The 12,925-nt window shown below is 62.4% G+C and carries 12 protein-coding genes, 1 pseudogene and 1 riboswitch; of the genes and pseudogenes, 5 read left to right on the top strand and 8 right to left on the bottom strand.

Annotated elements, in window-relative coordinates:
• Positions 1-13: 13 nt before the first annotated feature.
• Both I5P96_RS04945 and I5P96_RS04940 read right to left on the bottom strand, forming a co-directional pair.
• A complete protein-coding gene (locus tag I5P96_RS04945) occupies positions 14-202 on the bottom strand; it encodes a hypothetical protein (RefSeq protein WP_223383437.1) in 189 nt (62 codons plus the stop codon).
• A 225-nt stretch (positions 203-427) separates the two neighbouring features.
• Entirely contained in the window at positions 428-1,372 is a 945-nt protein-coding gene (locus I5P96_RS04940) for a phospho-N-acetylmuramoyl-pentapeptide-transferase (protein ID WP_097793212.1), read from the bottom strand.
• Positions 1,373-1,574: 202 nt separating this feature from the next.
• Between I5P96_RS04940 and I5P96_RS04935 the strand changes: the two genes are divergently transcribed.
• A complete protein-coding gene (locus I5P96_RS04935; RefSeq protein WP_223383436.1) occupies positions 1,575-2,993 on the top strand; it encodes an MATE family efflux transporter in 1,419 nt (472 codons plus the stop codon).
• A gap of 53 nt (positions 2,994-3,046) precedes the next feature.
• On the opposite strand, the gene I5P96_RS04930 is transcribed toward I5P96_RS04935, so the two are convergent.
• Positions 3,047-3,646: an ECF transporter S component gene (locus I5P96_RS04930; protein ID WP_112145826.1), complete on the bottom strand. Its 600-nt coding sequence runs from the start codon at positions 3,644-3,646 to the stop codon at positions 3,047-3,049.
• A gap of 144 nt (positions 3,647-3,790) precedes the next feature.
• A riboswitch (FMN riboswitch) is annotated at positions 3,791-3,911 on the bottom strand.
• Positions 3,912-4,028: 117 nt separating this feature from the next.
• On the opposite strand from I5P96_RS04930, the gene I5P96_RS04925 reads away from it, so the two are divergent.
• Entirely contained in the window at positions 4,029-5,117 is a 1,089-nt protein-coding gene (locus I5P96_RS04925; protein WP_118552651.1) for a mechanosensitive ion channel family protein, read from the top strand.
• 72 nt (positions 5,118-5,189) lie between these two features.
• On the opposite strand, the gene I5P96_RS04920 is transcribed toward I5P96_RS04925, so the two are convergent.
• Positions 5,190-5,819 (bottom strand): ZIP family metal transporter, encoded by a 630-nt coding sequence (locus I5P96_RS04920; protein WP_118552781.1) that lies wholly within the window; start codon positions 5,817-5,819, stop codon positions 5,190-5,192.
• A 508-nt stretch (positions 5,820-6,327) separates the two neighbouring features.
• Between I5P96_RS04920 and I5P96_RS04915 the strand changes: the two genes are divergently transcribed.
• Complete coding sequence (locus tag I5P96_RS04915) at positions 6,328-6,588, top strand: hypothetical protein (RefSeq protein ID WP_118552652.1); 261 nt, start codon at positions 6,328-6,330, stop codon at positions 6,586-6,588.
• Between the two features lie 95 nt (positions 6,589-6,683).
• Here I5P96_RS04915 and I5P96_RS04910 read toward each other — a convergent pair whose 3' ends face one another.
• Both I5P96_RS04910 and I5P96_RS04905 read right to left on the bottom strand, forming a co-directional pair.
• The gene (locus I5P96_RS04910) at positions 6,684-7,256 is read right to left on the bottom strand and encodes a chromate transporter (RefSeq protein WP_223383435.1); all 573 of its coding nucleotides are present in this window, start codon (positions 7,254-7,256) and stop codon (positions 6,684-6,686) included.
• A complete protein-coding gene (locus I5P96_RS04905) occupies positions 7,253-7,816 on the bottom strand; it encodes a chromate transporter (protein ID WP_118552654.1) in 564 nt (187 codons plus the stop codon). The genes I5P96_RS04910 and I5P96_RS04905 overlap by 4 nt, the downstream gene beginning before the upstream one ends.
• Positions 7,817-8,015: 199 nt before the next feature.
• On the opposite strand from I5P96_RS04905, the gene thiD reads away from it, so the two are divergent.
• Entirely contained in the window at positions 8,016-8,804 is a 789-nt protein-coding gene (gene thiD, locus I5P96_RS04900; RefSeq protein WP_223383434.1) for a bifunctional hydroxymethylpyrimidine kinase/phosphomethylpyrimidine kinase, read from the top strand.
• Between the two features lie 52 nt (positions 8,805-8,856).
• Here thiD and I5P96_RS04895 read toward each other — a convergent pair whose 3' ends face one another.
• Positions 8,857-9,813, bottom strand: coding sequence for a ketopantoate reductase family protein (locus I5P96_RS04895; protein ID WP_223383433.1), 957 nt, complete (start codon positions 9,811-9,813; stop codon positions 8,857-8,859).
• A gap of 181 nt (positions 9,814-9,994) precedes the next feature.
• Between I5P96_RS04895 and I5P96_RS04890 the strand changes: the two genes are divergently transcribed.
• Positions 9,995-10,891, top strand: a complete 897-nt coding sequence (locus I5P96_RS04890; protein ID WP_223383432.1) for an MBL fold metallo-hydrolase — start codon at positions 9,995-9,997, stop codon at positions 10,889-10,891.
• 542 nt (positions 10,892-11,433) lie between these two features.
• Here I5P96_RS04890 and I5P96_RS04885 read toward each other — a convergent pair.
• Positions 11,434-12,312 (bottom strand): annotated as a pseudogene (locus tag I5P96_RS04885) (ComEC/Rec2 family competence protein); the annotation flags it as partial.
• Between the last annotated feature and the right edge of the window lie 613 nt (positions 12,313-12,925).

Genomic DNA, 12,925 nt, shown 5'->3' with positions numbered 1-12,925 from the left:
TTCCTGCGTAAATTCAAGGCATGAACGCTGGATGCTCTTCCGAACGCGATCCAATGTGCTTTTCAAATGGGATTGCTATAAAAAGAAACAGAACACGCCCGGCGGCTGTCTCAGCCTGACCGGGCGTGTTCTGTTTTTTCAGAATTGCAAACAGGAGGAAACTGGGAGATGACTGTTTATCCACATGTTCCAGTTTGATCACAGAAGATTCCGCCTTTCCCTACTTCATCTCCCTCAAAAGCCTCCTTGCCTTTGCAGGGTACGAAAAAAAGGCGCTCGGTGAGTGTTCACCAAGCGCCTTTGCTTTCGATGCTTAAAGTATAGCGTTTTTTCCGTTCGCTTTCAATCTGAAAACTGCAACAACTTTTTCCGCGCAGATTTCCGTGTTTTGTAAAGTTGCACAAAGTCAGACCTTTATTTTTGTCGATTACCGGGTCAACAGCAGAAGCCAGGCCGAAGCCACCGCCTGCAGGATGAGCCAGCGGGCCACCACCTGCTCATCGCTCCAGCCCATCCGCTTGCGCACATGGTCATGCAGCGGGGTCAGGGTATGTTTGAGGATGCTGATGTGTAAAAACCGCTTGAAGCTGATCTTCAGGATGCCCAGGCTGCCGTCCACGATGAAGACCAGCGCCGCCAGCAGGAAGGAGAACGGGTGGCTGCTCTTGAGCGCCAGCACCGCGAGGAAGAAGCCCATGGCGCGGCTGCCCGCGTCACCCATCAGCAGGGTGGAGGGCTTGGCATTCATCCACAGATAGGCCAGCAGTGCGCCGATGAAGACGATGGCTGCGGTGCTGTAGTCCCCCAGTTCCTCGCCGTAAGCCAGCAGGAAAGTGCCGATGCTGACCACCGCCAGGCTGGCCGACAGGCCGTCCACACCGTCGGTGCAGTTGACCACGTTGATGCTGGCCCAGATGAGGACGACGATGAGCACGAGGTAGAGTGGATAAGGGATGGCAAAGCTCCACTGCAAAAAGTTCACGGTGGTGCTGTTGAAGTTCAGGTAGGTCACACCCGCCACAATGGCGATGACGAGGTCGATGAGGCCTTTTTTGTATTCGTTCCAGGCCACCTCGGAGGCATCGTCAAAATAGCCGGAGAGCATGGAGGCGATGAGCAGCACGGTATAGATGATATACTCGGTGCGCAGCGGCACCACCGCCAGCGTGACCAGCGCGATGCAGAGCACGAAGATGAGGCCGGAGCCGCGGGCCTTGCCTTTGGAAAGCTCGCCGTTCACCGCAAACGCGCGGCCATGGTCGTGGGGGAGCTTCTCCCGGAAGACCGAATCCATCAGCGCCGTCAGCGCAAAAGCCAGCAAAAATCCCAGCGCGTCCACGGTGCGCTGACTGCCCGATAACAGTTGGAGCATACGATTTTCCTCTTTCCCGGAGCCGCACACAGCGCCGCTCCTGTTGTTTCACTCATAGGTAAGGAAAGTGTATCACGCCCGGCTGAAAAAATCAATCTCCTGCGCACAAAACACGCCGGTTTGACATTTTTCGTCCTTCCTTATATAATAGGTATACTCTGTCCCCCTGTGCGGGGCATTTTTTATGCGAACAGGAGAAGCCATGACACTTTCACTCGAACAGCTCTCCTCCCGGATGCGCCGGGGGGAGGACATCCCCTTGCGGGAAACAGCGCAGGTCGTGCTGGCGCTGAGCGTCCCTTCCATTTTGCAGCAGATGGTCGTCACCGCCATGGAATACATCGACGCCGCCATGGTGGGCCACATCGGGGCCGAAGCCACGGCCGCCATCGGCATCGTCAGTTCCAGCACCTGGCTGCTCCACGGCATCCTGGTGGGGCTGTACACTGCCTTTTCCATCCAGATCGCGCAGTATCTCGGCGCCGACCGCCAGGCCGACGCACGCGGTGTGCTGCGGCAGGCCATGCTCTTCAACCTCATCCTGGGTCTGGCGGCGGCAGGGTTCGGCATCGGCATCAGCCGCTTTCTGCCCGGCTGGCTGGGCGCTGACCTCTCGCTGCAGGCCAACGCTTCCGCCTACTTTGCCATCTGGTCGGCCGCCCTCCCCTTCACCATGGCCATGGGCATGTACGCCGCCATGCTCCGCGCCACCGGCGACGCCCTGACGCCCGGCCTCATCAGCGTCCTCGTCTGCGGGCTGGACGTCGTGTTCAACTTTTTCCTCATCAACCCCACCCGGACGCTGACCCTCTTCGGCACCCGCGTCACCGTCTGGGGTGCCGGGCTGGGCGTTCCGGGTGCGGCGCTGGGCACCGCCCTTTCCAACGTGATCGGCGGGCTGCTGGCGCTGGCCATCCTGCTGCTGCGGGACGGCCCCCTCTGCATCCGGAAGCCCGGCTCCTGGAAGATCACCCGCGCCTGCCTGCTCAACCTCTGGCGGGTGGGTGCCCCGCTGGCTGCAGAGCGCGCAGCCCTCTCCTCGGCACAGGTGGTGCTGGTGCGCATCGTATCGGGGCTGGGCACGGTGGCCATCGCCGCCAACAGCCTCGGTGTCAGCGCCGAGGGGCTGTGCTACATGGCCGGTTACGGCATCCAGGATGCCGCCATCGCCCTCATCGGGCAGGCTGTGGGTGCCAACCGGAAGGACATGGCCAGGCGGTTCGCCTGGCTCTGCACCGGCATCGGCATCGGCATCATGGCGCTGTCCGGCATGGGGCTGTGGGTGTTTGCCCCGGCGCTGATGGGCATCTTCACCGCCGACGCCGCCGTCATCGCGCTGGGTGCGCGGGTGCTGCGCATCGAAGCCTTTGCCGAACCGATGTTCGGGGCCAGCATCGTGGCCAGCGGTGCCATGCAGGGCGCGGGCGACAGCACCGCCTGCTTCGTGCTGAACCTCGTCAGCATGTGGGGCATCCGGCTGACGCTGGCCTCCTTCTTTGCGCCCCGGTTCGGGCTGGCGGGCGTGTGGGGTTCCATGTGCTGTGAGCTCTGCATCCGCGGCCTGCTCTTCCTCTTCCGCCTTGCCCGCGGCAAGTGGCTGGAAAAGGGAGCCTTAGCCTAAAAAGACCCTCTCCGGCATTGCGAAGCAATGCCGGAGAGGGTCTTTTCCTTTTTTTACTTTCTGCCGTGCAGGATGGGCGACAGCGGCTTATAGATCACCATGCAAAGCACCGCATCCAGCAGGCCCTTGACCAGCGTGAAGGGCATGTTGAAGATGACGAGGCACTTGATGAGGCTGTCTGCCGAGGGCAGGATGGCCTGGTACATGCCGAGGATGGCTTCCAGCGGCATGTGGTAGAACTGCACATAGGCCGGATAGGTGATGAAGTAGTTGGACGGCACACTGAACACCGCCATGGCCGCTGCACCGATCAGCGCACCGAGGATGGCCGTTTTGCGGCTCTTGCGGTGCTTGTAAATGCAGCCCGCCGTGACCGAGAAGACCGCGCCAAGCATGAAGTTGCACAGCTCGCCGACACACGCGGTGCTGGTGCCCTTGATGACGATGTGGAGCAGGTTCTTCATGAAGCTGATGACGGCGCCGTACACCGGGCCCAGCGCAAACGCACCCAGCAGGGCAGGCAGATCGGAGAAGTCCATCTTGACGAAGGACGGGATGAGCATCGGGATGGGGAACTCGATGAACATCAGGATGAAGGCCACCGCGCTGAGCATGGCGGCTACGGTCAAGTTGTGGGTCGTGTTTTTTTTCATGGTAATTTCCTCCCGTGGGGCGCATGGCCCCGCTCAATTGAACTGGAAAGCCCTTTTCGCGCCGTACCGGAACCGGGAAGACAACCAAAAACGCGCCCTGCCGCAGCAAACACTGCAACAGGGCGCGCAAACAATTCGATTTGTCTGCCGTTTCTTGCATCCGGACTATACCGTTGGCCCCGGAGTCACACCGGGTCAGCACTCTTTGGGAGTGGTCGCGGGCTGTACCGCCAGTGGGGAATCGCACCCCGCCCTGAAACGAACTTTCTGGGCAGAGTATAACGCGCCGGGCTGCACTTGTCAACCCCCAATTTCGGTTGCCCTTTCCGCGCGCTTTATGGTATACTGGGGCGTAATATTTTATTTCCGAGGAGTTTTTGCCATGATCTTTTCCATCCGCGATCTCGCGTTCGAGATTGGTTCCCTCTATCTGGAAGGCTGGCTTGCCCTGGCGGCGCGCTGTGTCTGTGCGCTGCTGCTCTTTGCCGCCGGGGCGCTGGTCTCCCTGCTGCTGCGCAGGAAGCTCTTCCCCATCCTGCAGGCCCGCAGCTGGCATTTTGCCGCCACCCCCATCCTGCTGCGCAGTCTGGAGCGCCCGCTGGAACGGATGGCCGTCTTCACCGGCCTCTACCTTGCGCTGACCAGCCTGCCGTGGGCCATCACCGGCCTGCCCAGATTCCTGCTCGTGGCCTACAAGGTCGTGATGAGCTTTCTGTTCTGCGAGGGTCTGTATCAGGCCTCGGATGTGGCTGACCTGCTGCTAGCCTCCTGCAGCCTGGAGATCCGCTCCAACAAGACCCTGCTCGCCCTGCTGAACACGACCTACAAGGTGCTGGTGGTCGTGCTCGGCGTTGCCACCATCGCGCAGGTCATCGGCTTTCCCATCGGCAGCATCGTCGCCGGTGCCGGTCTTGTCGGTCTGACCATTTCGCTGGCCGCACAGGAGAGCGCCAGCAACCTGTTCGGCGGTCTGGTCATCCTGCTCGACAAGCCCTTCTCGGTGGGCGACTGGATCACCGTGGGCGAGATCGAGGGCGAAGTCATCGATATCAACTTCCGCTCCACCCGCATCCGCGCCATGGACAAAACGGTCAGCATCGTCACCAACAGCAAGATCTGTTCTTCCACGGTGCAGAACGCTGCGATGCGCACCATGCGGCCCTATCGGTTCACGCTGGGCGTCACCTACAACACCACCCGCCCCCAGCTGGAAAAGCTGATGGCTGACCTCAAGACCATGCTGGACGAAAGCCCCTACACCCAGAATGGCAGCAACATCGTCCGGCTGACCAGCTTTGGCGATTCCAGCATCAACATTCTGGTTTCCGCCTATCTTCAGACGAACGCCTATGCCGTCTTCCTCGAAGAGCAGAACGACCTGAACCTGAACATCATGGACATCATGCAGGCCGACGGCGTGGACTTCGCCTTCCCCTCCACCAGCGTCTACATCGAAAAATCCGGCTCCTGAGCTGCACCCTTCCGCTCCCTCTCACGAGGGAGTTTTTTGTTTGCGGGAAGATGGAGTTTTCGTGCATCGCACTCACAATGCCACATCCAGCGCCATCATCAGCGCAAAGCCCAGCACCACACTGATGACCCCGGCAGGCTCATCAGCCTCCACGGCTTCGGGGATCATCTCCTGCGCCGTCACGCAGACCATGCACCCGGCGGCAGCGCTCATCAGCCAGGGCAGAGCGGCCTGCACCCAGCCCGCCAGAGCCAGCGCCAGCAGCGCCCCCAGCGGCTCCACCAGCCCGGAGGCCAGCCCTGCCCCGAACGCCCGCTTCCGGCTCTCCCCGTTTTGCAGCAGCGGCAGGCTGACCGCTGCGCCCTCCGGAATGTTCTGCAGCCCGATGCCCAGCGCCAGAGCCAGCGCGCCGCTCATGGCGTCCACCTCCCCGGACAGCGCCAGCGCAGCCGCCAGACCCACCACCATGCCTTCCGGCAGGTTGTGCAGGGTCACGGCCAGCACCATCCGGCCGCAGTGCCCGGCCCCGGCACCTGTCAGCAGCGTCCCCGCCGCCTGTTCCAGCCGCAGCAGGCCCACTGCTCCGATGACCAGCCCCGCCGTGGGCGGGAGCCATGCAGGCAGCGGCCCTTCCTCCGCCCGCTGGATGGCCGGCAGCAGCAGGCTCCACACACTGGCCGCCAGCATGATGCCCGCCGCCATGCCGCAGAGCATCCGCCGCGTCTTCGGCTCCTGCGTCGGCCGCATCAGAAAGACACCGGCCGCCCCCACCGTCGTGCAGCAGGCTGGCAGCAACAGGACCGTCGCCAACAGAAAAAAGATCCCGTTCAAAACGCATTCCCCCTTCCCGCCGTTCTATGCAGGAAAGAGGAATGTGGTGAACGGTCTTCCCTGTTCTGCTTCTTATGATACATTGATGTCATCCCATAAACCGGACATTCAATTTTTTTCTGCACCATTGGCGCAGCGGCTTTTGTGCATCCTTCTTTTGCCTGGTTTTGCAGATTTTGTGAAAATGACAGTCTGCTAAAAAAGCCTTGACTTTTGGGCAATATTTCTAACAAATGTGTGGATTTTCCTTCGTGAATGCAATCTTTGCCGAAAAGCCCTTGATTTTTTTGACAAACGGACTAGAATATCATTTTGCAGAACGACCCCGCCTGTGAGGGGTTGGCTGTGAATTTTTTAGATCGTAAGGAGATTTTGGAATATGAAACTCAAGAATGTTGCTGTTGTCGTTGCTGCTCTGGTTCTGGCTGTTGGTATGACTGCCTGCGGCGGCTCTTCTTCCACTGCCGCTTCTTCTACCGCAGAGTCTGCGGCTTCTTCCGTTGCTTCGGTCTCTGCTTCCTCTGAGGCAGCTTCCAGCGAAGCCGCATCCTCTGAAGCTGCATCTTCTGAGGCAGCTTCTTCTGAGGCAGCTTCCAGCGAGGCTGCTTCCTCTGTGGCTGCTTCTTCCACTGCCGCCTAAGTTCTGATTCCGTTGCAAATAGCGGAATGCCGCCCTGCAGGCTCTCACCTGTGGGGCGGCATTCTGTTTTTTTATTGACACTTCTCCCGAATGGGTCAGACGCCCCAGAACAGGATGCCCAGCCCTGCCGCCAGAACGATCATTCCGATCGGCGAGGGGGCTTTTTTTATTACCTTTTTGTAGGCGAAGTGCACCGCCCACAAAAGGGCAAACACCGCCGCCGACCGGGCCGAAACGGAGAACCCGCCGCCCACGGTCGTGAAGCCCGCCAGCGTGGAGAGCGCCATGGTCAGGGCCGTGGCCAGGATCATCGCCACAACGCAGGGCCGCACCCCAGAGAGGAACGCTTCCACCCCCGCATACTTCATCAGGTTTTGCAGCACCGCTGCGATGAGCAGAATGATGACGAACGAAGGCAGCACCACGCCCAGCGTGGCGAAAAACGCACCCAGCAGCCCTCCTTGCGAGGAGCCGATGAAGGTCGCCATGTTGACGGCCAGCGGGCCGGGGGTGGACTCCGACACTGCGATGAAGCTCAAAAAATCGCTCTCGGTCAGCCAGCCATGCGAAAGCACAGTCTCCCGCACCAGCGAGATCATCCCGTAGCCGCCGCCAAAGGAGAGCGCCCCAATCATGAGAAAGTTCAGGAACAGCTGCACATAGATCATCTTCCCGCACCCGCTTTCTTCACAAGATAGAGCAGCACCCCCGCTGCCCCGCTGAGCAGGATGTAGTAGATGGACGAAAACGACACCGCCGCGACCGAACAGCCCACCATGGCCGCGATGACCGCCGCCAGGATGCAGACGTTGAACGCATTCCGTTCCAGCTGGCGCAGCATCTTCAGCCCCGCCGAGAGGATGAGGTAGATGACGCAGACCTGGATGCCCCGGAACGCATGGGCTACCACCGTCAGGCTCAGAAAGCGGTCAAAAAACAGCGAGATGCAGTAGATGACCACAAAGGACGGGATGCAGACGGCCACCGTGGAAGCTGCCGCTCCTGCGGTGCCGTCGATCTTATAGCCGATGTAGGTGGCGCTGTTCACCGCCACGGGGCCGGGCGTTGACTCGGCGATGGCGACCATATCCAGAAATTCCTCTCTGGACACCCACTGTTTTTCCTCGACGAATTCGTGCTCCAGCAGGGCGACCATGGCATAGCCGCCGCCAAAGGTAAACGCGCCGATCTTCAGGAATGTCCAGAACAGGGTCGAAATTTTTTTCATTTCAGTTCCCTCCCAAAAACAAATCGTTTGTTTGTTCCATGCCTCCTTACTATATCGCCCTGCCGCCCGCCTGTCAAGAATCGCCCCGCCCGCAGAGATTGGATCTCTGTGCAGAAAGCGGCGCAGCTCTTCTCTTTCTCCGCGCGGCATGGTATACTGAACACAGACACCTGATGTTACAGAAAAGAGGTCTTATTTCATGAAAACCGCATTGACCATTGCGGGCAGTGATTCCAGTGGCGGTGCCGGCATTCAGGCCGACATCAAGACCATGGCGGCCAACGGCGTCTTTGCCATGAGTGCCATCACGGCCCTGACCGCACAGAACACCACCGGTGTGACCGGCATCTTTGAGACGACGCCGGAGTTTCTGGCCGCTCAGCTGGACGCCGTGTTCCCCGACATCTACCCCGACGCCGTGAAGATCGGCATGGTCTCCTCGGCACCGCTCATCCGCACCATCGCCGAGCGGCTGCGCTTCTATGAGGCAAAGCACATCGTGGTGGACCCGGTGATGGTGGCCACCTCCGGCTCTCGGCTGCTGCGGGACGACGCCATGCAGGCCCTCACGGAGCAGCTGCTCCCGCTGGCAGAGGTCGTCACGCCCAACATCCCGGAGGCCGAGATCCTTTCCGGCCTAGTCATCACCGACGCCGCCGGGATGGAAGCCGCCGCCCGGAAGATCAGCGAGCAGTACGGCTGTTCCGTCCTCTGCAAGGGCGGGCACAAGGTCAACGATGCCGACGACCTGCTCTGGCGGAACGGCAGCGGGAAGTGGTTCCGTGGAGAGCGCATCCACAACCCCAACACCCACGGCACCGGCTGCACCCTGTCCAGCGCCATCGCCTCCAATCTGGCCAAAGGCTATGACCTCGACACCTCGGTCGAGCGGGCCAAGGAATACATTTCCGGCTGTCTGTCCGCCATGCTGGACCTCGGCCGCGGTTCCGGCCCCATGAACCACATGCACAAGCTCTTCCTCGATTAAACGGCACGAAGCCCCCATCTCTGCACCGCAGGGATGGGGGCTTCGGTCTGCGTTATTTTGCCCAGGTGACCGCCTCGCTGCCGGTATAGTCGAACCGGCCATCGTTCTTTTCTTCCAGCGCCTTGATCATGTGGTAGGTGTATTCGTTGTAAGGCGTCGGGATGCCCAGCTCTGCACCCATCCGCATCAGGGCACCGGAGAACATGTCGATCTCGGTGTGGCGTCCGGCGTCCAGATCCTGCAATGTGGAGTATCGGGCCGTGGGCGGCACGGCACTGCCCCGCCCGGCGGCGGCATCGGCGATGCGCAGGTCGATGCCTTTGGCCGCTGCAATGGCCTCCAGCTCCCGGCGCAGACCGTCGCTGATGGCCTGCATGTGTACGCTGTCCCGGTAGCAGCCCACGCCCGCGCCCAGGATGGCCTGTGGCAGGTTGTTGCAGACGTTCAGGCGGAACTTGGCCCACATCTCTTCCCGGATGTGCTCCGTGACCCGGTAGTGGATGCCGCTCCCCTCGAACAATTCCACGATGGCCTGCACCCGCTCGCTCTGGAACGGTGCCTCCTGTTCGCCGAAGATGATGCCCAGCGTGGCGTCCGGGTCAAAGTGGAAGCCGTCGGCCTCCTTATGAGACGCCACCTTGATGAGCGAGCGGATGACATGCGCATCCCCCACCTCAGCAGCGATGCGCTCCTCGCTGTCCACGCCGTTCATCAGGCTCATGACCACCGTGTGCGCTCCCACGGCCTTCCGGATGCTGTCCATCGCGCCGGGCAGCGCACCGTATTTCAGGCAGACCACGAGAAAGTCCACCCCGTGGGCCTCCTCCGGTGCCCAGACCTCCGGGCGGTAGGTCCTGCCGTTGATGCCGATGCCGTTTGCCTTCAGCCGCGCGGCGCGTTCGCCCTCGGCCAGCACCCCCAGCCGGATGCCCGGCTTCTCGGCCAGACCCCAGATCACATACGAACCCACGGCACCGGCTCCCAGCACCGCCACAGTTTGCATCTTCATTCTTCGTTCCCCCTCGTTTTGTATTGCGCTTTCATTCTAGCACGAAGCCGCGCCTCTTTGCAAGATGCTGCCCTGCCGGATGTTCTTTTTGGGGCGGGCCTGCTCTGTTTTCCTTGCAAATTGCCGTCCGCTCCTCTATAATAAAATCTCAAGCTGTCGATTTCAAAAAAGGAGAAGTACCATGGAACATTGGCACCGCAGCGGGCAGGCCCTGCTCAACGAAATTTCATCCACCCGGCTCCCCGCCAGCCAGCTGGCCGTTTGGGCTATCGGCCAGTGCGGGTTCATTTTCAAGTACGAGGACACCGTCGTCTGCATCGACCCGGTGCTCAGCGACCTGACCGGCCCCAGCGGCTCCCGCCGCTGCTACCCGGCCCCCTTTGCGCCGGAGGCACTGCGGGCAGACCTCGTGCTCTGCACCCACGGCCACGCCGACCACATGGCAAAAGATACCCTGCGCGGGCTGGCCCGGCATCCCGCTGCCCGGTTCGTTCTGCCCGCCGGGTGCTCTGCCCTCGCCACCGAATACGGCATCCCGGCAGACCGCATCACAACGGTGCAGGAAGGTTCCATCCTGCCGCTGGGCGGAGTCACCGTCCGGGCCTTTTCCGCCGCCCACCCGGAGCACATTCTGGATGCGGGCGACCCCGGCATGGCGCTGGGGTATCAGCTCACCTTCGGCGGCTTTACGGTCGTGCACCTGGGCGACACCTACCTGACGCCCCATCTGTACGAAACGCTGCAGGCGCTTCCCCGCCCCGACCTGCTGCTGGCCCCCATCAACGGGCAGGACTTCTTCCGCACACAGCGCAACTGCATCGGCAATCTGGAAGCCGAGGAGGCCGCTCAGCTGGCCGTCCGGCTGGGCGCGGCCTGCACCATCCCCACCCATTACGACATGGTGCAGGGCAACACCGTGGACCCGCTGCGGTTCGCTGCGGCCCTGCGTCAGCTGGACCCCGCCGCCTGTTTCGCCCTGCCTGCGCTGGGCGAGCGGCTGCTCTTCCAGGCCGATGCAGGTCGGAAGGACAGCAGTGTTTTCTCCTGCCCGCCGCCGTCCTCGTCCATCCAGCGGTAGTCTGTGCTGCGGGTGAGAAGGCCCTGATAGCGCACACCGTTCGGTCTGGCCATCGACGCCAGCAGCCAGTCCACCTCCAGCGGCTGGGCAAACCGCACCGTGCCGCTCAGGGTCACAAACGACTGCCCCTCGATGGTGAACCGCACTGCACAGCCGGTCTGTGTGCGCAGGACTTCCAGCGACGCCGTGTCGGTCCGGAGCATTTGGGTCGTATTCGCGGCCAGCCGGGCTGCCCGGACGATCTGCTCTGCACGGAGAGTGCAAGGCTCCTGCGGGTCCATCCGCAGGTCGATCAGTGCTTCCACCGTCCGGATGCTCCGGCGTTCCAGCGCCGTCTCCACGGCCTTCCGGGTGGTCTGCCCGCCCCGGTAGAGCACGACGGCCCGGTCGTTCTGCGAGAGGATGACCGCCGGGGCCGTTTTACTGCCCACCAGTTCCACGCGGACCACGTCTCGGCTGAGGGCGTTTCCGGCCCCGATGGCCAGCGCCGCTGTGAGCAGCACAGCGGGCACCGCCGCCCGCAGCCGGATGTTCCAGTACCAGGCCAGCCCCAGCAATGCGGCCAGCAGCAGGCAGACGAGCGCCGCGTAGGCCGTATCAAAACAGATCTGCGCACCCGGCCAGCCGGACACCCACAGGGCCCAGCGGTCGAGCAGGTCCACCAGAACTTCTGCCCCGAACGCCGTGGCCCGGTGCAGCGGCTCCAGCGCCGGGGCCAGCCCGGTGAGTGCTGCCGCCAGCCCCAGCAAGAGGATCGGTTCGACCAGCCAGAGCACGGCCGCGCTGGAGACCAGCGCATACAGGCTGGTGCTCAGGCCCCGCAGCACCAGCACCGGAAAGGTCGCCATGCAGGCACAGCCGGAGACACAGAGCGTCTCCCACACCGCTGCCCCCTGCTGCTGCAGACAGTTTGCAAGGACTCCGCCGCGTTTGCCGGCGGTTTTTTTGTTGCGGCGGCGTTTTTCTTCCCGCCGTTCTACACTGCGGCGGGCCAGTGCGGCACCCACCAGCGTCCCCAGCACCGCCGCATAGGAAAGCTCAAACCCGATGTCGCAGACCGCGTAGCTGTTGCCTGCGGTCATCAGCACACCCGCCACGCCGAGGGAGGTCAGCGCATCCGCCGGGCCATAGACCCAGACGCCCAGCGCGCTGATCCACACGGCTGCCCCGGCCCGGAGGACGGACGGCGTGAAGCCGGTCACTCCCACCAGCAGCACCGCCATCCCGGCCCGAAGCAGAGCATTCCGGCGGCAGCTGGCATAGCTGCGCAGTTTTCTGCGTTTCAGTCGGAACCGGGCCAGCACACTTCCGCAGAGGATGGAGACGTGCATTCCGCTGACGACCAGCACATGGGAAAGCCCGGCCCCGCGGTACGCATTCCGGAGGCGGGTGGAGAGATGGGTGCGGTCACCCGTGACCATTGCAGCCAGAACACCCGCCGGGCCCTCCGCCATGCCGCGCCGCAACGCAGCGCTCAACCGGCTTTGCAGGCGGGCTGTCCGGGCGCGGAACGAGCGGCTTTCTCCCAGACGTTCCAGCTTCGCGCCCCCGGCAAGTTCTGCATTCAATGCAATGCCGTCGGCATAGGCGGAACGCTGTTCTCCTTCCGGCAGTGCTTCCAGCGCAAAGGTCCCGCGCACCCGCTCCCCGGCGCTGCATCTCGGCAGGGCAGCGCATTCCACGCGGAAGTCCGCTGCTTCGCCGTCCACTGTTTCCACACGGAGGACAGCATCCATGACGCCCGGATAAAAGGAGCTGCGGACCTGCTCCACCTCGGCGGTCAGCGTGACAGAGGTGCCGTCATAGGCGGCCTGCAGAGCGTTCAGCCGGGCGTGGGTGCGCAGCACCGCCCCCAGGCCCAGCACGGCCCCTGCCAGCAGCAGAATGCCGCCCAGTTTCAGGGGCTTTCGGCCCAGCACAGCGGCAAGGAGCCCGCAAACAAAAATTGCCGCAAGCAGCGGCAAAAGCCATGCTTGCGGCAAAAAGGCGCACACCAACTCCACCCCCAGCGCACCGGCGCAAAAGAGGCAGAGC

Origin of the sequence: Faecalibacterium prausnitzii (genome assembly GCF_019967995.1) — a bacterium.
In the GTDB taxonomy this organism is placed as follows: Bacteria; Bacillota; Clostridia; order Oscillospirales; family Ruminococcaceae; genus Faecalibacterium; species Faecalibacterium prausnitzii_E.
The sequence above is the reverse complement of the archived record's forward strand: the minus strand, read 5'-3'. Positions and strand labels throughout refer to the sequence as shown.

Excerpts from the sequence above, each read along its gene's own strand:
- I5P96_RS04895 (WP_223383433.1), bottom strand. The coding sequence starts at position 9,813 with ATGAAGATGCAAACTGTGGCGGTGCTGGGAGCCGGTGCCGTGGGTTCG.
- I5P96_RS04935 (WP_223383436.1), top strand. The coding sequence starts at position 1,575 with ATGACACTTTCACTCGAACAGCTCTCCTCCCGGATGCGCCGGGGGGAG.
- I5P96_RS04930 (WP_112145826.1), bottom strand. The coding sequence starts at position 3,646 with ATGAAAAAAAACACGACCCACAACTTGACCGTAGCCGCCATGCTCAGC.
- I5P96_RS04905 (WP_118552654.1), bottom strand. The coding sequence starts at position 7,816 with ATGAAAAAAATTTCGACCCTGTTCTGGACATTCCTGAAGATCGGCGCG.
- I5P96_RS04920 (WP_118552781.1), bottom strand. The coding sequence starts at position 5,819 with ATGGCGGCGGGCATCATGCTGGCGGCCAGTGTGTGGAGCCTGCTGCTG.
- I5P96_RS04915 (WP_118552652.1), top strand. The coding sequence starts at position 6,328 with ATGAAACTCAAGAATGTTGCTGTTGTCGTTGCTGCTCTGGTTCTGGCT.
- I5P96_RS04890 (WP_223383432.1), top strand. The coding sequence starts at position 9,995 with ATGGAACATTGGCACCGCAGCGGGCAGGCCCTGCTCAACGAAATTTCA.
- thiD (WP_223383434.1), top strand. The coding sequence starts at position 8,016 with ATGAAAACCGCATTGACCATTGCGGGCAGTGATTCCAGTGGCGGTGCC.
- I5P96_RS04940 (WP_097793212.1), bottom strand. The coding sequence starts at position 1,372 with ATGCTCCAACTGTTATCGGGCAGTCAGCGCACCGTGGACGCGCTGGGA.
- I5P96_RS04910 (WP_223383435.1), bottom strand. The coding sequence starts at position 7,256 with ATGATCTATGTGCAGCTGTTCCTGAACTTTCTCATGATTGGGGCGCTC.
- I5P96_RS04925 (WP_118552651.1), top strand. The coding sequence starts at position 4,029 with ATGATCTTTTCCATCCGCGATCTCGCGTTCGAGATTGGTTCCCTCTAT.